Source organism: Bacillus sp. EKM202B, assembly GCF_011066025.1.
In the GTDB taxonomy this organism is placed as follows: Bacteria; Bacillota; Bacilli; order Bacillales; family Bacillaceae_G; genus Bacillus_A; species Bacillus_A toyonensis.
Map to the genome: position 1 here is coordinate 1 of NZ_JAAMNK010000007.1, position 21,199 is coordinate 21,199.

General features: G+C 33.3%; 16 protein-coding genes and 4 pseudogenes. 1 reads left to right on the forward strand and 19 read right to left on the reverse strand.

From position 1 onward, the window contains the following. Nucleotides 1-119: 119 nt before the first annotated feature. The gene (locus tag G9F74_RS10935; protein WP_001186948.1) at nt 120-1,571 is read right to left on the reverse strand and encodes an MFS transporter; all 1,452 of its coding nucleotides are present in this window, start codon (nt 1,569-1,571) and stop codon (nt 120-122) included. 238 nt (nt 1,572-1,809) lie between these two features. Beyond that, the gene (locus tag G9F74_RS10940) at nt 1,810-3,027 is read right to left on the reverse strand and encodes an aspartate aminotransferase family protein (RefSeq protein ID WP_001286451.1); all 1,218 of its coding nucleotides are present in this window, start codon (nt 3,025-3,027) and stop codon (nt 1,810-1,812) included. Nucleotides 3,028-3,301: 274 nt separating this feature from the next. On the opposite strand from G9F74_RS10940, the gene G9F74_RS10945 reads away from it, so the two are divergent. Continuing rightward, nucleotides 3,302-4,681, forward strand: a complete 1,380-nt coding sequence (locus G9F74_RS10945) for a catalase (RefSeq protein WP_016108660.1) — start codon at nt 3,302-3,304, stop codon at nt 4,679-4,681. A gap of 218 nt (nt 4,682-4,899) precedes the next feature. Here G9F74_RS10945 and colA read toward each other — a convergent pair whose 3' ends face one another. From colA to G9F74_RS11030, 17 genes and pseudogenes are all read right to left on the reverse strand, one after another. Next, complete coding sequence (colA, locus tag G9F74_RS10950) at nt 4,900-7,536, reverse strand: collagenase ColA (protein ID WP_016108661.1); 2,637 nt, start codon at nt 7,534-7,536, stop codon at nt 4,900-4,902. Between the two features lie 503 nt (nt 7,537-8,039). Further along, on the reverse strand, nt 8,040-8,552 hold the full coding sequence (locus tag G9F74_RS10955; RefSeq protein ID WP_016108662.1) for a hypothetical protein: 513 nt from the start codon (nt 8,550-8,552) through the stop codon (nt 8,040-8,042). A gap of 113 nt (nt 8,553-8,665) precedes the next feature. Beyond that, entirely contained in the window at nt 8,666-10,420 is a 1,755-nt protein-coding gene (locus G9F74_RS10960) for an adenine deaminase C-terminal domain-containing protein (protein ID WP_016108663.1), read from the reverse strand. 356 nt (nt 10,421-10,776) lie between these two features. Then, entirely contained in the window at nt 10,777-11,943 is a 1,167-nt protein-coding gene (locus G9F74_RS10965; protein WP_016108664.1) for a serine hydrolase domain-containing protein, read from the reverse strand. A gap of 258 nt (nt 11,944-12,201) precedes the next feature. Continuing rightward, complete coding sequence (locus G9F74_RS10970; RefSeq protein ID WP_000843837.1) at nt 12,202-12,708, reverse strand: DUF3902 family protein; 507 nt, start codon at nt 12,706-12,708, stop codon at nt 12,202-12,204. 183 nt (nt 12,709-12,891) lie between these two features. Next, nucleotides 12,892-13,065 (reverse strand): annotated as a pseudogene (locus tag G9F74_RS10975) (signal peptidase II); the annotation flags it as partial. A gap of 135 nt (nt 13,066-13,200) precedes the next feature. Then, a complete protein-coding gene (locus G9F74_RS10980) occupies nt 13,201-13,698 on the reverse strand; it encodes an SMI1/KNR4 family protein (RefSeq protein ID WP_016108665.1) in 498 nt (165 codons plus the stop codon). Between the two features lie 5 nt (nt 13,699-13,703). Beyond that, nucleotides 13,704-14,084 (reverse strand): annotated as a pseudogene (locus tag G9F74_RS10985) (sugar-binding protein); the annotation flags it as partial. Nucleotides 14,085-14,610: 526 nt separating this feature from the next. Next, nucleotides 14,611-15,045 (reverse strand): SMI1/KNR4 family protein, encoded by a 435-nt coding sequence (locus G9F74_RS10990; RefSeq protein ID WP_033668590.1) that lies wholly within the window; start codon nt 15,043-15,045, stop codon nt 14,611-14,613. A gap of 1 nt (nt 15,046) precedes the next feature. Continuing rightward, a pseudogene (locus tag G9F74_RS30405) lies at nt 15,047-15,749 on the reverse strand (cytoplasmic protein); the annotation flags it as partial. Nucleotides 15,750-16,047: 298 nt separating this feature from the next. Continuing rightward, nucleotides 16,048-16,779, reverse strand: a complete 732-nt coding sequence (locus G9F74_RS11000) for a PoNe immunity protein domain-containing protein (protein ID WP_016108668.1) — start codon at nt 16,777-16,779, stop codon at nt 16,048-16,050. A 107-nt stretch (nt 16,780-16,886) separates the two neighbouring features. Beyond that, nucleotides 16,887-17,220, reverse strand: a pseudogene (locus tag G9F74_RS11005) (DUF2185 domain-containing protein); the annotation flags it as partial. Beyond that, complete coding sequence (locus G9F74_RS11010; protein ID WP_016108671.1) at nt 17,210-17,749, reverse strand: ankyrin repeat domain-containing protein; 540 nt, start codon at nt 17,747-17,749, stop codon at nt 17,210-17,212. The gene G9F74_RS11010 and the pseudogene G9F74_RS11005, both read right to left, overlap by 11 nt. A gap of 16 nt (nt 17,750-17,765) precedes the next feature. Then, a complete protein-coding gene (locus G9F74_RS11015) occupies nt 17,766-18,005 on the reverse strand; it encodes a GH-E family nuclease (RefSeq protein WP_311315529.1) in 240 nt (79 codons plus the stop codon). Between the two features lie 489 nt (nt 18,006-18,494). Next, nucleotides 18,495-18,962 carry a DUF6985 domain-containing protein gene (locus G9F74_RS11020; protein WP_016108672.1) on the reverse strand — a complete coding sequence of 156 codons (468 nt, stop codon included), beginning with the start codon at nt 18,960-18,962 and terminating at the stop codon, nt 18,495-18,497. 14 nt (nt 18,963-18,976) lie between these two features. Continuing rightward, the gene (locus G9F74_RS11025) at nt 18,977-20,812 is read right to left on the reverse strand and encodes an HNH endonuclease (RefSeq protein ID WP_016108673.1); all 1,836 of its coding nucleotides are present in this window, start codon (nt 20,810-20,812) and stop codon (nt 18,977-18,979) included. Then, on the reverse strand, nt 20,809-21,171 hold the full coding sequence (locus G9F74_RS11030; protein WP_000076582.1) for a DUF3958 family protein: 363 nt from the start codon (nt 21,169-21,171) through the stop codon (nt 20,809-20,811). Before G9F74_RS11030 ends, G9F74_RS11025 begins: the two co-directional genes overlap by 4 nt. Nucleotides 21,172-21,199 lie beyond the last annotated feature (28 nt).

The following is a 21,199-nucleotide window of genomic DNA, read 5'->3' on the forward strand; positions in this document are numbered from 1 at the left end:
TTTTGAAGAAAATTTAGCCATAAAAAATGCACCTCCAATTGTTAATTATGTGTCTAACAATTGGGGTGCACTTCAAAACTAGGAGTCTTTTTGTAAAAGTCCACGTTGCTTTTCACAAATTATGCTTTTTTTCCTGCTTCAATTTCTAAAGATTCTTCATGCCACCAAAGTGTTTCTTCCGGATCCTCTTTAGCAATTTGGCGTGCTTCTTTTTTCGATTCTACTGTAGGATATGAACCTTTTAGCGCACGTCCTGATGTTGTAACGAATAGTACACTAAATACGACTAATCCAATTATACTTACACCTGCTAAATAAAATGCTGGTGCGAGCGGATTACCGGTTGCATGAACTAAGTATGAACATACGAGCGGTGTTGTTCCACCGAATATAGATACAGAAATATTAAAGGAGATCGAGAGTGCTCGATAACGTACATCGGTGAAAAAGAGTGATGGTAATAACGAAGGTAGTGTTCCTTCATACACACTTAGGAAGAAACCTAATACGAAAATACCTGCAAATATAGCTGCAATATGTCCGTTACCTATTAGTAAAAATGCTGGAATTGCAAATACGCTTAAACCAAGTAAACCAATTTGCACGACGCGTTTATTACCAATTTTATCACTTAATTTACCGAAATAAAGTGCTAATGGAATCATAAGTGCCATCGTAATTGAAATAATTAATAAGCCAGTTGTTTCTTTGACTTTAAGTACTTGAGTTAAATAAGAAGGAATATACGAAAGAATCATATAATTCGTAATATTAAAGAAGGCGACAATTACTGTGCTTAATAAGAAGTCTTTTTTGTGATATTTAATAATATCCATAAATGAAAATTGTTCATTGTCTTCAGATTCCTCTTGTGCTTTTTCCATCTCTTCAAAGATGGGAGATTCATCTAAATGACGGCGTAAATATAAACCGACCAAGCCTATTGGTGCAGCTATTAAGAAAGGAATACGCCAGCCCCAGCTGAGCATTTGCTCATCTGTTAACAATAACGTTAAAATGGTAACAATTACCGAAGCAGCAATGTAACCTGAGAGTGTTCCAATTTCAAGACCACTACCGAGTATACCACGCTTTTTATCTGGAGAAGATTCTGCGATATAAACCATTGCTCCTGAATATTCGCCGCCTGTAGAGAAGCCTTGAATCATTCGGGCAACTAAAAGTAGTATTGGTGCCCATACACCAATTTGTTCATAGGTTGGTAGTAATGCGATGAATAATGTAGAAAGTGCCATTAAAATAATAGTAGTACTTAATACGATTTTTCGGCCATACTTATCTCCTATTCTACCAAAGAATACACCTCCGATTGGTCGAACGAGAAAGGCCGCTGCAAATGTACCAAATGTAAGTACAAGCTGCAAACCACTATTATTAACACCTGAGAAGAATAATTGACTTAAAATTACCGCTAAATACGCGTATAATCCGAAGTCAAACCACTCCATTGCATTCCCTATACCAGTAGCAACCACTGCTTTCCTGGCTTGTTTAGGATTGACAATATTAACGTCTTGAGGTTCAAAATTTAAATCATTATTTTGTTGCATATAATAAAACAGCTCCTTGTTTAATTTAACTTCTTTAAGCACACCTTCTCTTATTGAATAAAATTAATTCGAAGCACTTAAGGAAAATTAATGTCTCCTTATCTGTTATTATTGTTTCACATAATTAATTATTTGTCCAATGAGATGCTCTCTATGTTAAGTAATTTACTATTTTAAAAAGCTGAAGAAGGCGCTAAAATAGCGCCTTCTTCAGCTTTTTATATTTTTTTATATTTTTTTAAATACTTGCTGTAGCTGCTATGCTATGAACACAGGAAATAAACTCATAAGTGAATGCGTCAATTTCCTCTTTCGTAATAATATACGGCGGAAGTAATCGAATAATATTCCCTTGTGTTACATCGACTAACATTCCTTTATTCATTAGCTCAATCTGTAATTTCTTCACATTTTCATTCGTGTCATTCACACTTATCCCAAACATCATCCCCACATGACGAACTTCCTGAATATAATAAGAATTTTCTTTCTGAATGTCTTGCAGTTTATCATTCAAATATAGTGACGTTTCATAAGCTTCTTGCATTAACCCATCATCAAGTAATGTATTTAATACCGTTAAACCTAAAGCTGTTCCCATTGATGAATGAGCAAATGTAGTGCCATGATCTCCTGGTGAAAATACATCGCATAGCTTTTCACCTACAATAATTCCCCCTAGCGGTATCCCTCCTCCTGCGCCTTTACCAATTTGAATAATATCCGGTGTAATATTAGAATTTTGATAAGCGAACAATTTCCCCGTTCTACCCATACCACTTTGTACTTCATCAACGATAAGCAGCACATTATACTTATCACAAAGATGTTGAACACCATATAAATATTCACTTGATAAAGGATATATCCCGCCACTTCCTAATACAGGCTCTAACATAATTGCAATAGGCTTTTCATTTAAAATTGTTTCTTCTAATTGCTCTATATTCTCACGCTCTACTTCGTATACAGGAATAGATGTTTTAGGGAAACTTTGATATACATTTTCTTGTCTCGTAAAATGAAGTGCCCCTAACGTTCGCCCGTGGAAACTACCTTTGAGCACAACGACACCTTCTCGCTCTTCATTCGTAATAGATCTATATTTATCAATTAATTTCAACGTTGTTTCTGTCGCTTCCGTACCAGAGTTTGTAAAAAATACTTTGCCGTTTTTTAAAGAGTACTCAACTAATTTCTTTGCATACTCAATCGCAACTGGGTTTAAAAAGTGAAATGGAAGATGCAACGATTTCGTAACTTGCTCCATTGTCGTTTGCACAATTTTAGGATGATTGTATCCTAATACATTTACTCCTACGCCAGAAAACATATCTAAATACTCTTTTCCATTCACATCATACAGTTGACAACCTTCTCCTCTTTCTATTGCAACCTCCGTACGGCAATACGTAGGCATCATATATTCTTTATCTAATTGAAACCAATCCGACATGTTCATTTCCTCCTAGTTATTTTTACTATTTTTTTAATGACCATTATCTATAAAGTTATTTATCAATTAATTTTTAAGATTAAAATTTTAATAGTGTGTTTTCTCTTTCCGATATTCATTTTTCCATAATTTCTTCTATTTCAACAGGTCCACTCTATATGCGTTTTTTTCATCTAGCGGTATGTTACTACTTTGAACTTTGTATGTAATACATAATCAAGGCTATAGAATCATATTTAGTAACAATCGAAGAAAAAATTTGGAGGCTATATCGATGAATGAAAAATATAATAAAAAGAGGCAACCCTTATTAGGAGAAGACCTTAATCAAAATCGAGAACTTAATGAACAAGCTACACTTCACTCTCAAACAGTCGGTTCACGTGGACCTGTTCTCAAGCAAGATAGTGTACTGCATGAAACGTTACAAGAATTTATACATGAAAAAATTGTAGAAAGACCTGTTCATGTAAAAGGTTTTGGGGCATTCGGTTATTTTCAAACGATCTATCCGATGTCTGCACATACAAAGCTAAGTTTTTTACAACATTCTAATGAGAAAGTTCCTGTTATGGTACGGTTTTCGTTAGCTGTTAGTACGAAAGGAACACCAGATACTTCTAGAAATGTACGCGGCTTTTCCACAAAATTTTATACAAAAGAAGGCGTTTTCGATCTTTTATGTAATCACATTCCTGTCCTTTCCGTTCGTGATCCGATGCGTTTCCCTGAAACGATTAAAGCGTTGTTGCCTTCACCTAAAAATAACTTAATAGATCCGGATAGATTTTGGCATTTTGTCGCTAGAGCACCCGAATCCATTCATTTTGTTGTCCGTTTATACTCTAATGTCGGTACGGTAAAAAGTCTTCGTCACATCCCAGGACATAGTGTAAATACATACGTTTGGAGAAATGCTGAAGGCAATCGAAAGTACGTAAAGTATCATTGGTATCCTTTTGAAGGTGTACAATTCATTACTAGTAAGGAAGCTACTAAACTAGCTGCTGAAAATCCGGATTATAGTGGGAAAGATTTATATGATGCAATTGAGGCTGGTAAATCCGTGGAGTATGGTTTATATGTCCAGCTCATGGATCCAAAAGATGAAGTACATCTTTCTTATGATCCGCTAGATGATACAAAAGTATGGGATGAAAAGATGTACCCTCTTATACCAGTCGGTAAAATGGTATTAAATAAAAACCCTGAAAATTATATGGAACAAGTAGAAAAAGTCGCCTTCTCCCCTTCTAATTTACTAGATGGTGCAGAATTATCTGATGATAAAATGTTGCAAGGGCGTGCTAACATTTATAGCGATTCTCAAAGAAGAAGAATTGGACCCGAATTTCGAAAATTAGCGATTAACCAACAGCAAAATTGGACACCTGCTAATCAAATAACAAGCGGTGATGGAAGGTATGTTGAAGGTAAACTTGAAAGAGCTCCTATAACGAAACAGAATGACTTTACGCAGGCTGGTGAATTTTATACGCAGTTAAAACCAATAGAAAAAGAATATCTTGCTGAAAATTTAGCTAATGATTTGAAAGGTATATCTGATGATATTAGGAAGATCGTTTTGGAGTATTTCAATCGAGTATCCACTGATTTGAAAACAAAAATTGAGACAAAAATGAAAGAGCATTAAGAAGATTAAAACATACTTTCCGAATGAGAATTCAAATCTATATTAATTATTTTCTTGTCAAAATCCAATGAGTTTATTTAATTAAAAAATGTAAAGCCAATATATCCCTGTTCTATAATTAGAACAGGGATATATTGAAGTAGTTTAATGTTTAACATTAAATACTTTATTTCGCTAAAAAATGCAATAAGTAGCCTTTCAAAACAAACTATAGTAAACTACTTTACTTGTACCGTATAATTCCCTGTTCCACCACCATACTTATATACACTTAAGTAATATTTCCCTGGCTTTGCATTATAATTTCCAAGCAATTTGTTTCCATCATGTTTTGTTGCATAAGCTACATAATTGTTTAGATCTGATTCAGAATATAATACCCAGTTCAGTCCAAGATTTTGTTCGTTCGTAACAGAAATTTGTAAATCTTTTTGATCCTTTACATCAATAACAAATTTATCTCCCTGATCTTGATCGCTCAAGGTTCCTCTTAACAAAATATTCAAAGATAGTGGGTTTGCTGTTTCAAATGAATTATTTGGTTCTTTTTCTACAGCCGTACCTTCTTCCGTATTTACTCCGCTAAACACAACATCATATTCAAATTGTCCAGCATGATTAACACGGTAATTTATAAAATAAGCAGTCAATGTTTTATATCCAGTCCACTCTTTTCCTGAAATACGTTTCAACATTTCATTTGTTGCTTCATTCATTACTTTCCAATCCTCAATCTCTCCTTTTGCTGAACTTCCAGTATATGTCCCCTGTAGTGTAAATGTATTAAAGAATTGTGATTTATTCTTTGTTACTTTCACATCTTTTAACTTTGCTTCATTCGTAATATCTGAAGTAATGTCCGAAAGCGATTTTGGATCATGCTGCGCTAAGTACTCATCTGATACTTGTGGGATTGTATACTTATCGCGATTATCTATAAGCATTTGCATATAAGATTGATATTCTTCATTTAAGTTATTATCTTTGCTTAATGCAGAACGGTATGCGTCGTAACTTGAAACATCATTTGCACGAATTAAATCATGCACTTTATCGAACATTTCAGGACGTTTATTATACATATATGATTGCAATGCAAACGAATAGTTATAAAAATCCCACGTTCCATATTTCGCATTTAATGTTTGTGATGCTGTATAGCGTTTTGCAGGATCATTAGATAACCCACCAATTATACTTTTTCGCGGTACTACACTATTTAATCGCGTTGAACCTGCAAAGAACTCTGCATTTCCTTCTTCAAACCATGTTAAACGTTCATTTTGATACATTTCCCCTTGGCCCCATAATCCCTGAACCTCGTACCTTCCTTGTAAGTAGTGTGTAAATTCATGGCGGAACAATTCTTCCAAACTATAAATACTTTGCTCTGGTGTACGTTCATATGTAAAGAAAGTTCCCGTTCCTTCAATATAAATTCCACCATTATTCGTTTCATATCCGTACAGTTGACGATTAAATTGATACTCATCTGGACTATTATAAATAACCATCGTTAGCACATCATCCGCATGTCCATTTTCAAGTGGTTTATCGCTACCAACTGTACGATAAAATTGAGAACGTACTTCTTTCGCTGCCCAGTATAGTCGCTTAATTTTCTCTTCACTAACCTTATCCCCAGCTTTAAAGACAATTGCTCCATCATCAAACGTATACGTTTTCGGTAAATATTTCTTTTTACCCTCTTCTCGAATTTGATCTAAATTTACAGTTTTTCCGTTCGCATCTATTCCTCCATAATTTGTAGTAATTTGTTCTGCCGCAACAAAGTATTGCTCTCCTAAAAATGGATAAATTCGCATTGCATCTGTAACAACTTGTTGTCCTTTTGTCGGCGTGCTATGAAGCTTGCCCAATCGGCCAGCATAGTAAATTCCGTTATTTATTAACCATCCATTTTTATCTGATACAGTACCAAGTAGTGCGAAACGACTTACTTCATTAATAAAGTTATCGATATTTCGATACCATATCGTATCTTTCGGCTCTTTTCCAGTCGTGTACATATCCGTCTGAATATCAAAGTCAATTCCCTTCATCAACTCATATATAGCGTCTCCTTTTGTTCGGTCTTCAATGAAAGTTGCAAGATTATCGTTATATTGTTTAAAAATTTCACCTGCATATAAAACCGTTTCAACATCTGCTGATGCATTTCCAATTAATTTTCCATATGATGAAATTACTTTATTTTGTTCTGATGTACCAAGTTTGAAATTTGGATTTTTTGCAATTGTTTTTAAAGCTGGTAAACATTTATCATGGTAGCTACGCTCATTTAGTTTGCTTAATTCATCATGGTAAAAACCTAAATAAAATGCTGCACGTAGAGCTTCTACTAATGTTTCAATCCCTTTTGAATCATCTTTCGTATAAGCTTGTCCTTGTTCTGCTAGTTTATTAATAATCGCTTGCATTCGACTATCATCTTGATAGAATTTAAGACTATCACTATTAAACTGAAATAATTCTGGAATTTGATACCATTTAATTGTCACAAGAAGATCAGTTAATTGTTTGTTATTTAATTGATTTAACTCAGCCATCGAATACTTTTTTTCTTCAGCTAACGGTTTAATATTATCGGTTGGTGCTAGTGGACGCTGCGATAAATCCGCTAATTTTAACCGTTTTGTAAAAGATGCATTTTCTTGTACTTTTGAAGGATGCGCCAATTCATCAACAGATTTCTGTATTCCTACCGGCTCCATTTGTAATATGTTCTTCACATTTTTCTCTTTTGTCTCTGCTTGAATTTGCAAACCATTACATGTTATTGTCACTAGTCCAACACCAAGAATCCACTTAGAAATTTCCGAATATTTAACCATACCATTGCCCCCTAATAATTTAAAAGAAAATTCTGAATTTTAAAATCAAAAAAACACTTATTTGTATGTATTTACAGTTCCGCTATAAATACAACTATGATCAATAATGCAATAGTAGCTTGTTTTATACTATTACGAGTACAGATTCCTTACATACAATCTCCCTTCCTTACATGTAATACAAGCAAAAACTGTGCCAATCATATTTCTTATGAATAGCCAACATTCTTTTATAAATACTGTAGAATAAAATATACATAGGTGGTTCGACAATGTATAAATCATTTGACACAAAATCTAATTTTTATGAAGAACAAATTCATTGAATGTTATAAGTTCATTAGCAAGTACATAATTTTCAACTAACAACATCGCAAATTTTTAAATCTCTCAAAAAAGGTAAACAAACATATTCCATAAAGCTAATATGTTTGTTTACCTTTTCCGATTTCAAATCAACAGCAAGATATCGTTGAATAAAAGCAGCATTAATACGTATTTTGTTATTCATTTCTCTTTTTCATATAATCTTTTTCACATTGTAACGGTTTGAATTTCACTTTTTTCCCTTTCTTCTTTTTCGTTTTTATAACGAGCCATTCCCCTTTTTCAACGTCTAGTTTTAGGCGTTTCATTACATTGATATTATCGTTTTCTTTATAAAGTAAAAATGCCTCTTGCGCCCTTACAAATAAGCTCGGCTGCTCGCTAAATCCACCACTATCATAAATTTTAGTTAGCGAATTATAATAAGAATCATTTTCCTTTCCACCATACATCAAATGGGCAGCCTCCAAATCTCTTTTACTTACTTCCCAAAAACTATGTTCATCAATATTTAAATTAAATGTGGATTTAATGTCCTGTATTATATTCTTCACATACTTTTCATCTCGAATTTTCCTTTCTTCGAGACAATCCGAAGATAACCTTGATGCATCTGATTGGGAATGTACAACGTGTTGTATCGATACACACAGAATAAATATGCTTAAAATGTAAAATATTTTTTTCATATTTACATATCACCTCAAATGATTTAGATACTATATCATTTGAGGCTTACAATATTCTTATGCTAATAATAAGAAAGATCCTATAAAATAAAATTTTTATAGGATCTTTCCTTTTAATATTGCTTTATCAAATTCACGGGCTGGGCAACTACCTTACTACTTTTCACATCATATAATCCTATAGGTGTTACTCGTATAAACGGCAAGTGCGTCGCAGAAAAGAATAAAATGGTAAATGCTGGATCATTATACGCGTAGCCACGCTCTTGTAGTAATTTCACCATCTTTTTCTCTTCCTGTATTAATTCACTCATTTTTAAATCGGACATAATCCCGAGCAACTGTAATGCAATTTCGTGTAACACTTCATTGTTTTCTGCTATGACCATTCCACCACCGAGCTCTTTTACTCTACGAAAAGCTGTAAGCATATCTTCTTTCCTTTTTCCGATAAGAATAATGTCACCTGTACCAGAATAAGAACTTGCAAGACCTCCTAATTCATTTACAAAACCTTTCACAACTGTATTCACTCGCCAAGTACCATCGCGGGCAATCATCATTAGGAAACATTCATCATGTTCCATGGAAAGTTCATCACAGTCTAAGTCGATTTCGCTAACATATGGTTTTGTTATAACATTGTTTAACAAGTGTATACCCGTTTTATTAGAAAAAATCATATGTTCTTTTTCTATAGACCAGTCTAATGATAATGGGGTTACTTTAAATTCACTCCAGTTTATATGTAATGATTTATTTTTGTTTACTCCGTCACGCTTCACCCATTTTCCCTTTGCAATTACACTAATTGGCACCGGATTTTCTTTACTTTCCAAAATATTAATATTGGCGATTCTCCCTGTCGCAATGGAGCCATGTAAATGCTCCATATTATAATAACGAGCAATGTTATAGCTTGCCATATGGTAAGCATCTATTGCCGGAATTCCTTGCTCAATCGCTATTTCTATCAATCTATTCGTCATTCCGTTTTCATAAAATGACGGATGTGAACCATCTGTTGTAAAAATGAATCTATCAAATTGCTTAACACCTAATTCTAGTAATTCTTTCAATAAAACTTCTAAATCTGGACGGATTGAAGAATTTCTAAGGGAAACAGTGTAACCTTGCATAAGACGAGTGAAAGCTTCCTGTCCTGTCATCGCTTCATGATCGCAATCCGTACCTAACAACTTTAACTTTGCTAAAGTCGTTTCAGATGCCCCTGGAAAATGTCCTTCTACTTTTTTCTGTAACCGCTTCGTTTCCTGCACCCAAGTTAACATTTCATCATCGCCATGTAATAGTTTTGGCCATGCTGTTAACTCACCGCCTTGAAGAACTGCTTCATGCTTTAGCCACTCTATTATTTCTTCACTATTAAATACAGATTCCCCGTTTTGCAGCTCAGTTTGTCCATCAAAACGACACCACCAATACATACTTGCCGGAATCTTTTTAAATTCATCTAATAAACGAAATGCTTCTTCACGTTGTAATGTGAAAAATAAAGTTAAATTATCATTAATAAAAGTTGTCGTCCCAAATTGCATCGCATGATTCGCTAACGTCTCTGGATTATACAATTGATATGGATGTGCATGTGGTTCTATGTAACTAGGAACTACATACTTTCCATCGCAATCAATCACTTCACATTCACTTAGTTGCTTTGGCAGCTGCTCTCCTACGTATACAATTCGATCATTATATATCCAAATATTCGCTGTCATCCACTCGCGCATATAGGAATTTAAATATGTTGCATTCTTTAATAATATGTGTGGACTTCTCTTATCATCTAGTACTTCAACATGTTCTCGTAATTGCTTATTAGTCCATTTAAAATGATTTTGTTCCATTTTATTCAACTCCAAATCAACTCATAATTATTTTGATTAAAACGAGAAATACTTAACTAACTAAAGTATTTTCTATTCATAACTCCCCTATTGGTGCCCCTATATCCTTCATTATATGGAATGATTTCAAAAATAACAATTTTCAGAATCATACACATACCTCTTTTATCCAAAATAAAAAGAATGTCATGTAACTGACATCCTTTTTATTTTTATCGTAAGCATTAAGATTGATTTTCACTTTGAAATACACTTGATGCCATATCATAAATGCAACTACTGTCCATAGTTGCGAACTTTAAAAAGCACCTCTTTCATATACAACTATAACAAAATCCCATTCATTTTCTTTTCATCTATTTTTTAAATTCAATTTGCATCATTTTATTAAACTGTGGAACAACATCAATCCCACCTATAGAGTTAATACTGATAGCCAATGTATGTTTGCCTCCAATTCCTCCCCCAGCAAAAGTTGTAAATCCAGGAATTCCTCCTCCATGCCCCCAAACTGAAACACCGTTTGGGAGTTTAGTCTCATATATTCCAAGACCATATCCATCCCCAACCTCTTTTCCTTTTACAGGAACTGTAGTAAGCATTTCTTTTAGCTCGCGTTCCTTCAGTAACTTACCACCGAGTAAAGACGAAAAGAACGTATTTAAATCGTCCGCATTAGAAATCATATCTCCAGCTGCATTGGCTAAACTTGGATTATAATACGTAATGTCTTTCCACTCACTTGTTCCTTCCATTTTCACATAGCCACGAGCATGATTCTTTCCTGGAATGACGGGTGAATTTCCTGGTAAAAATGTATTTGACAGGTCCAAAGGTTCAATAATTCGCTTTTCGATTTCTTCCGCATAACTATTACCAGTTATTTTTTCAATAAGCATTCCCAATATGACGTATCCTGTGTTTGAATACAACCAGTCTTTACCTGGTGAAAAATCTGGAGGCAGAGAAAGGCCTATTTTCACTATTTCTTCTGCTGTATACGTTTTTTTCGAATTCATAATATCAGCGTCTTTTGACTTTAAGTATTCAGCTATACCACTCGTATGATTCAAAAGTTGGCGTATCGTAATTTGATTACCATCATACCCATTTCCTTGAATGAGGCCCGGTAGCCACTTTTCAATTGAATCGTCAAGTTGAACGCGATTTTCTCCAACTAATTGTAGAACAGTCGTGGCAGTAAAAGTTTTCGTCACACTACCAATCCGAAAGCGATAATCTGATTTCACCGGTTTCTTTGTACTTAAATCTGCTACGCCAGCAGTATAACTACTCGTTTTTCCGTTATTATACGCCTTAGCTAATATCCCTGGAGCGCCAAGCTGTACTGTTTCCTGCATTACTTGTTTCCAGCCATTACGATTCTTTTGATCATGTACTTGTGACGAACTAGAAATATTTTGAGTTGACTCTGCAGTCACAGTAAAATCAGGTGTGAATAGAGCAGTACCCGTTAATAAAACTGCAAAACTTGCTAACTTAATTGAATTACATTTTTTCATAAGGCTTTCTCTCCTCCATTAATATCGGATTGATTCAAGCTATACTTTCATCCTATATGATAAATCTCTCTTTTTTCTTATCCATTCCTTACGAAATACTTACGTTTAAATTTAAATACGGTAAACTGAGGAAGAGTTATGCATGCAAATAAAAAGAGAACATGTTTTCATTTTTTATGTAAACATGTTCTCATAAACATTTAAAATTCTATATCAACTTGTCATCCTATTCTTTGCACAACTAATCTAAATTCCTTTTTACCAGCCCGCACTAGCATTCATACCATTTCCAATAATAGAAAGTAATAGCGGCCATAATACTGGTCCCAATGTAAGAAATACATTTAGAAGTATGAGCATTTTATATCCAACGGTGAAATTGTGATTTTTACGATTAACAAATACTAAACTGATTAATGATATTATAGTCGTTAAAAATAATACTAACATTAGCAACCAATACCACACCATTAAACTAAGACTCCATGGTGTTAATAGCTCATGTATGATACAAAATGAGATTCCTAATACAGCAAAACTAAAACTAGTCACCGATGTTTTTATAAGCCATTTATTTATTTTTTTATCGTATGTATTTTTACAATATAAATCTATTAAAGTATATAAAGATAAATATGCCATTAATACACCTATCCAAGACAATAACCAGTCTCCGTCCCCTTTGAATAATACGTACAGTAACCAACACATACCTACTGCAGAAAAAACAAAGGAAATAAGTATGCTTTTTAATACCGATTTCATTACATTTTCACACCCTTAAAAAATCAAAAATTAATTATAATTTATAAAAATTAAGTATAGGTTAACATGTAATAAAGTATAAGTAAATAAAGTTAATTTTGTTTACCTATTTGAAGACGGTTTCATATAAGAAAATAATTCATGTTAATCAAATTTCCGTATAAAAAAAGAAAAGGTGGATATTTATGTATCCACCTTCCCATCTCCCTCTATCCACTTCATTATTTCTTCCACATCTAAATCCGTATACGTCTTTTCACCATAACGAACAGACTCATATAACGGAATAATATCTCTCGTTCTACAAATTCTCTTTTGCCATTGTTACATCGTTTCAGAGAATCTTCTCTGTTCATGGTCTCATCTCACCTAAACTCGTACTTCTTTTTCTATTCTATAATTGCACATAGTACTCCATAATGGTTCAACCATCATAGAATACGTATTTTCAAACACCCTGTCACTTTCCTATCTCACTTAAAGATTCTCTTTTCACTCTTGATCATCATAAGCATCACCCAGTGATTCAAATTCACTCTTTAGCCAATAACAATATTGTCCATTATTCTTAATAAGTTTTTCAAGTAAGTCAGTGAATGAAGTGGCAATAATTTGCGACTCCCCAACTATTCCATGCCGATCAAAGAAACTATCATAACATCTACCTAGTCTTTCTTCACTAAGATCTATTGTTAAATATTCATCCTTGCCATCATTGCATATAATATACCAAGTTGATGAAATATCTTCTTCACATAACTCTCCTACAATTACGGGATTAGCCAAAATAAACCCCTCTGGGGTAACAATATGAATAGGATATTCCTCATTTTCAAATAAAGTTAGACCACCACAAAGACTATAAAATTCTTTTAAATCACCTGGTAGCATATGCTTATTCTTATCAATTAACGGTAATTCTGTAGGCTCCTGAACTCGACAATTAGGTAATGATTTTACTTTTTTAATCAACTGATTAATATTTTCCATCTGAATTACTCCCTAAAATTATGTTGATTAAAAGCCCTATAATACTCTTGCTTAGCTAAACGTGGTACATTCGCAGCATCAAACTTTTTTTCCGTCAATTCTTGTATTTCCTTTGTTGAAACAGATTTCCACTCTACTTTACCTCCAACCTTTTTCCCTGTTTTATCAAAGAGCCATTGTCTATAAACAGCTTTAGTATCATTGTGTTGCTCTTTAGTTAAAGCTATATTTGGAGTATTCGCCCCTCTACTAACATAATCAGGGACATTATGTTTAGCCCATACATCCATAACGCCATGATGATTTTCTAATGGTGAATTGCTTGGTCTATACGGTACTACATCGTATGGTTCTGTAGTCTTACCCTTACCGCCATCTTTAGACTTCGCAAACTTATAATAAGCTTCTATTAATTCGCCTTGTGGTATTTTTGTTATAATAGTTCCACCAACACTAGAGAATGCATAGGAAGCATCTTTCTTAAATGATTGTAGCATTTCAAGGGTAGGCTTCAATTCTTTTGCTAGTGTTACTGCATTAGCAAATGTACTTACTCCACTTGATGCTTTTGCTCCTTTTGCGATATGTCCAATTGAAGACTTAGCTAAACTCTGCAATCGCTTTCCATATATGGATATAAACAAGGAATTAAAACAATATATTGATGAAATTGCTAACAATCAATTAGATATTATGGAAGGTTATATACACTCTCAAAATATGGATATTTGGATAAAAAAACTCCAGTGATGATTCATAAAATCACTGGAGTTTTCATCTTAATACACACTATAGTTTTTATCATTCATCCGATTACAAAAGCCGTTTCCTAATCGAACGAGCTTCTACCCTCTTTTCAATAAGACTACGTTCTTGAACTGTGATTATTTGATAAAAATATTTCTTCTTATTTCAATCAATTAAATCCATATAATATGAATCATTTTCTGATATTTTTGCAAGAAAATCTTCTAGTGAATCGGCAATTTTAAATTCATCATAATAAATCCCACTATTCTCTTCTTTTGTTAATTTAATTGAAATTAAAACTGTTTCATTACCTTCAAAAAAGATTATTTCTTCTTCAAGATCATCATAAACTTCAATGTCTGGAAAAAATTCATAATCATTTTGCTTTAATTGAAAATCTCTAATAGAATAAGGGGCCATAATACGATTAATATTGTACTTAGAACCTTTGATAAAGCCATACCCAACATTTAAGAAGAAATCTTTTAGTTCTTTTGGAAATTTCAAACCTAATACCTCTTCCACTTCTTCTATCTCTTCTAATGCTACTGGATAAAAGCTATTATGTTTATTTGATACTAGATAATCATACTTCATATTATTTACCTCCATTAAAAAGTTTATTTCCTGTTGAACCTGAACCATGAATACCACCTTGATGCTCATTAGGAAATTTAGCAGGATGGATATTCCACCATTCATGTTCCCCACGATAAGAGTTTTCAATTTTATGATGAGCATCATAAGGTTCTCTTTTTTTCTTAAGATTTTTCCTGTTTTCTCTGAAATCACATCTTCTGTATAAGTTGGCCATTTTTGACCAGTTTGTTTTTCCCATTCATCAATTAATGAATTCTTAATTTTATTAAACTCTCGTCTATATCTCTTTGTTTCTGAAGACGTCATCTTTTTATATTCTGTATTTCTTAATGCACTTTTTAATTCTTCCATTTGGTTTTTTTGTATTTTTCTATTTGTCTGTATTTCAATATCTCGTACATATTTTCTAATTAGTTCTCCATCAATCTTACTTCCAGCCCCACTGACGCCCTTACCAACATCACCCGTACCCTTACCACCATCTTTAGACTTCGCAAACTTATAATAAGCTTCTATTAATTCGCCTTGAGGTATATTTTGGTTACAATAGTTCCACCAACACTAGAGAATGCATAAGAAGCATCTCTCTTAAATGATTGTAACATTTCAAGGGTAGGCTTCAATTCTTTTGCTAGTTTTACTGCATTAGCAAATGTACTTACTCCACTTGATACTTTTGCTCCTTTTGCGATATGGCCTATTGAAGATTTAGTTAAATTATTCAATTAATTTATATATAAAGATATAAATATAGGGTGATAACAATATGTTTATGAATTTACTAACATTCAATTAGATATTATGGATATTTAGATAAAAAAATCCAATGATAATTCATAATTCGTCTGCGTTTCAACATCTCGTACATATTTCCTAATTAGTTCTGTATCAATCTTACATCTAGCTCACTGGATCCATTACCAACATTACCCTTATACCTACTTTAATACAAACTAAAAAATCCACAGTGTAAAAATTTATCACTGTGGATTCCAACATTTATTTTTCTTGGCAATGCACCATATCATAAGGGTAATATGAACTATCTTTCAAGGTTGAATCATCTAATTTTAAAATTTTAGCGATTGCTCCACTTTCAAAACTCCAGTAACCACTATAAATGTCATGTTTATTTTCATGTGCATCGTACCATGCTTCTTCTAAATGTCCCTTATACCAATACTCCTTTATATATTTCTCTAAATTTTTTATAGAATTCTCTTGTGAAATTTTATTACTCTCAATTACTTCTTTTAATTTGAAATATAGATATTGTACATAAAACTCACTTTGCTCATAAAAATCTGATGGCTCACTATTTCTAAAAGCAATAAAATAATTAATCAAATAATCATTTAATCCTTCTTTCCTTACCATTGCTATTAGTCTATTAAATTCTTTATCTTCAACATTTAGCATTACTGCTATAGATATCATCCATAACATACGTATATATCCACTTTCTTTATTCCACACTTTTTCCATTATATTTATTACTTCAGGTAAAAAATCACGAATAGTTTGAATAGAACAACCCGCAGAGTACATTGCCCTTAATTTATTAAAATGATACCCTTGTAACGCTATATATCCATTCTTTACACCTTTATCATCTTTGCCTCTTTCCTCAATAACCTTTTCAACCAATAATAAAAACTTTTCTATTCTCTTTTCCTCATAATTGATAAATTTGTTAAAATATATATCATTTTTGATTTTATCCCTTAGCATAATTTCTTTTCCACCTTTTATACTTCAAGAATTTTCTTCACAATCGTTCCATCAGGCATAACTTGAATAACAATTCTTTGAACATTTTCTGGATTCAGCAACATCTCTTCCACAATTTGACCAATATCTTTCTCATCTTCACTTATCAAATCATAAACCTACATGAACACCTTCTTTATACAACCAACATAGGTCTGTTCCATAAGGAGCATCAAAAATTTCTAACATAACCGGGGCTATTTTTAATACAGAGTTTGCTCCTAAAACTTGAAAGTTACTAGAATCATTTACATATTCATCATTATCTTCTGAAGAGTAAATAGTCCACCCAATTAATTGAGGAACTTCTGATTTTTCTCTAAATGTATAACGTATTGGTTTTCCAGCTACAACATTCTTAGAAACAATAAAACCTCCATAGTCAGAACTATTAACTTTCATATTTACACTCCTCAATAATACTTAATAAATCATTTCTCCAAGAATACTCTTTGGCATAATCCACACATGATCTTCCAAATTCACCTTTCAAATTATACTTTGAGCCACTACTAATAAGTAGTTTATACATCTCTTTATTATCTTCTGTAGACAATTTATTTATCGTAATAGCATACTTCAAAGGGATAGCATTATATTTATCTAAAGCATTGATATTAATCTCATTATCAATAAGTAACCTTGTTATCTCTAATTCATATTCTATTGTTGGACGTAAAACACAAAAATAAAACATATGCAATGCATTCCTTTTATTTTTAGCTGTAGTGTAATTAATATCAATATCCTCTTCTAGTAAAAATTTGATAATCTTAAGTTTTTCACTAGAATTTTTATTATTAGTCATTGCCATGCACAATAAATTGATATCTAAATCACTATCAATTTGATTAATATTACCATCATAAAATTGTTTACAATCTTCAAAAGTTCCTTCTCTAACCGCATGAAAAACATTTAATATTTTCATTCCATCAGCTTCCTAACTACTCATATTTATGACTCCTATTTGCAGAAGGGGTTTCTAATCTGAAATTATCTGGGTTAAACTGAAATTCCTTTAATTCTTCAAGAGTAATCTCACCATTTTTATACTTCTCAAACATTTCCTTACAATAATTTCCTTCTGTATGACCAAAATCCACTTTACCTTTTCGTAGTCTTCCAGGTTTCCAGTCAAATGTCTCACTAGTGTTAGGGTCTCGTAAAATCCCATCTGGGTCTATCTGTTTATTAAATCATCTTATTCAAATTCAAGTTTCTTTTTCCCAGATAACTGTGGTCTCCCCCTAGCTTTTCCGTTTTTAATATATGGACCATTTTCTAAAGGGCCTGAAAAATTATCTAATTTCTTTATATTAGCTCCACTAGCTATCTCACCAATATCACCCGTACCCTATATCGTAATCTTAAAATAAAAAGCACTTGTTGCCCAAAGGCGACAAGTGCTTTAAGTTCATTTGTTTTTAACTAGCACAAATTTGTAAATTTTATAGTAACCGTTTGACAACTTTTATATATCGTGACAACTACTATGTTAAAACTTACGAGTTTGTACGATTTCGTTAGTTTCATATACATTCCATGTGTTTATATTCATCGCCTGATAAAATGTCATCTTGCCTAAGCTCGTACTTCTTTTTCAATTCTATCATTGCACATAGTACTCCATGATGGTATTACCATCATGAGTCTTAACGTTTTAACAGCCTATTTTAAATCGCAACGTCTTGATAACCTACTTCAGTTACTTTTTCATTTAACAAACGAATCCCTAGCCCATTTTCTGTATCCCATGTACAATTAAATGTAATTCCAATATCCCGACCGTCAAAAATACCTGCATAGGGAACAACAATCCCATCTAAACTTATCATTTCTAATATTTCATTAGTTGTTTCAACTAATGGATAACTTTCATTTACTTCAATATCATAACCTAGTTCCTGACGCTCTTGTTTGTAATAGTCTAATACTGATTGCAAAAAGCTTTGTTGTAATTGTTCCCAATTTTGCATAAATGAAGTATATGCTACATACTGTTCTTCATCAAACTTACCATCCTCATCACCTTTTACTATTAGCGCTATCTCGACTTCATGTCCAAAAAAGTTAATGCTAGTATCCTTAGACCACACAAAATCATATTCAAGCTCACCAAAAATCGCATCATTTATTTTCATCTTACTTCTCCTTTTTATTTATTAGCAAATTCTCCCGGCTCAAACGCACCTGCGTTTATCTCACCTACTCCACCAAGATGCCCAAATCTTTTATTTATCTCTGTCGGTACAAGTTGCATTATTTTCACATCATTTACTTCATGCCATGTTAATTGATTTTTTGTTCGATATTTGTCTATGTCTTTCGCGGTAATCCCACCAGGTTCCATTCCAAATTGGCGAGCTAGTTCAACTGAGTCATTTAGCTTATCTGCTAACTTTTGATCTGCTTGAGCAAAATTGTATGTCCTAGCTTTTGTACCATAATTACCTTTTCCTCCAAGCATATAGTCAATTTCAATTTGAGCCTTTGATACTGGCGAAAAATCAGGCACTCCATTTTTATATTGAATACCTTTAATGCCAGCTTCATCTAATAAACGTTTCAATTTAGGGTCTGGTGGTGGTTTAAGTGTACTTAAAGATTCTCCTCTGATTCCTTCAAATTCAACCTTCGAATTAACTGGTGAAGGTGTCTGATTATACCTTGCTTCATAAGAACTAGCAAAATCAGTTTGTCTAAAAGCAGGTGGAACTTCAGCCTCTCTATTCCCCGTACCCTTACCACCATCTTTAGGCTTCGCAAACTTATAATAAGCTTCTATTAATTCACCTTGAGGTATTTTGGTTATGATAGTTCCACCAACACTAGAGAATGCATAGGAAGCCTCTCTCTTAAATGATTGTAACATTTCAAGCGTAGGCTTCAATTCTTTTGCTAGTTTTACTGCATTAGCAAATGTACTTACTCCACTTGATGCTTTTGCTCCTTTTGTGATATGGCCTACTTTATTTAGTGCCCTATCTCCTAATATTGTGGTAGCTATTTGTGTTAATCCATAGGTAGTCAATTCTGTACGACTCTCTGCATCTCCCTCTATCATATCTCGTTTTATTTTATTTGAAAATGCATGCCACATATTTTTTGCAGTTTCATCCAAATGGAAAAGTGCATAGGTTACATTAATAAAAGTTCCTATGTCCATATTACTTAAAGCTATTGCGGACTCGATTTCATCACCAATAGCTTTCCCCGATCCTCTTTGAATAGCTTCCCACATCTTTTTCGCTGTTTCAAACGTGCCAACTATACTGTCTGCCGCATCGTCCCAAGCATTTCTAACCGGAGATTTCTCCTCAATTATGTTATTTGTTTCTATATCCTTAATTGACTGATTGTTTTTTTGGGCTGTTTCTTCAATAATCCCCTGAATAGAACTCACCCAATTCATATTCAACCCTTGTGTACTAAACGTCCCACTCACAGAACTAAATCCTTTCCCACTTTGCACTTCAGCGAGTCCGACTGTGATGCTAGCTGCTAATTGGAGGGCGGTGCCGTAATTGTTGCTGGATGAATGATTGAATTCATATAAATGCTCAAGTTTTTCTTCCAGTTTTTTTCTCATTGCACCTAATACCGTTACAATCGCACTTACTCCGGGCATTGGTGTAAGTACTTCTATTGCTTCTATACTTGTAATCGATTGATTAATTCCCCGTATTTGTTCTCTTATTTCTTGTTCGATCACATCTGTCGAAGCAACTTTCGCTTGGAACTCATTTGGAAATGCTTCGTTTTGGCGAATTAATTCTTCACATAAGCATATGATTCCTTGCGCTAATGGCCGAAATGTTTGGACAAGGTAGGCTTTTGCACTACTGTATGTTTGTCCTTGTAGTACTGTATCTACCGCAAATGCATCAATAGATTGAATGGCTTGTTCCATACTTTCAATCGTAGCATTACATATAGCGTTCATACTTTGAGTTTGACTTTGTACTTCTCCCAAATACATGTTTAAACTCATGTATTGGCCTCCCTTTGTAGTTGCTGCTGTTCATAGGAAAGGTCGTTTTCTTTCTCACTGAGATGCCGTTTTTCTTTAAGCAACGTCTCTTTTTCAATTTCTAATTCGAATGTAAGTTTTCTTTCATACTGTCCGATTTCTTGCCGCATATTCGTAAAAAGGTGAAACACTTCTTTGTCGCCGTGCCAAGTTTCTAGTATTCGGTTAAATAAACGATTGCTTCTATTTTTCCATTCATGAAAACTAGCCTCAGCTCGTTCTTGATTTTGCAGCGCAATTCGGTTTTCATTTTGTTCTTCAAATATATTTCGTAATTTTTGATTACATTGACTGATTCTCTTTTCAATTTCTTGACTCATCTTTTCTCCCTACCTTTTCCCCTTTACG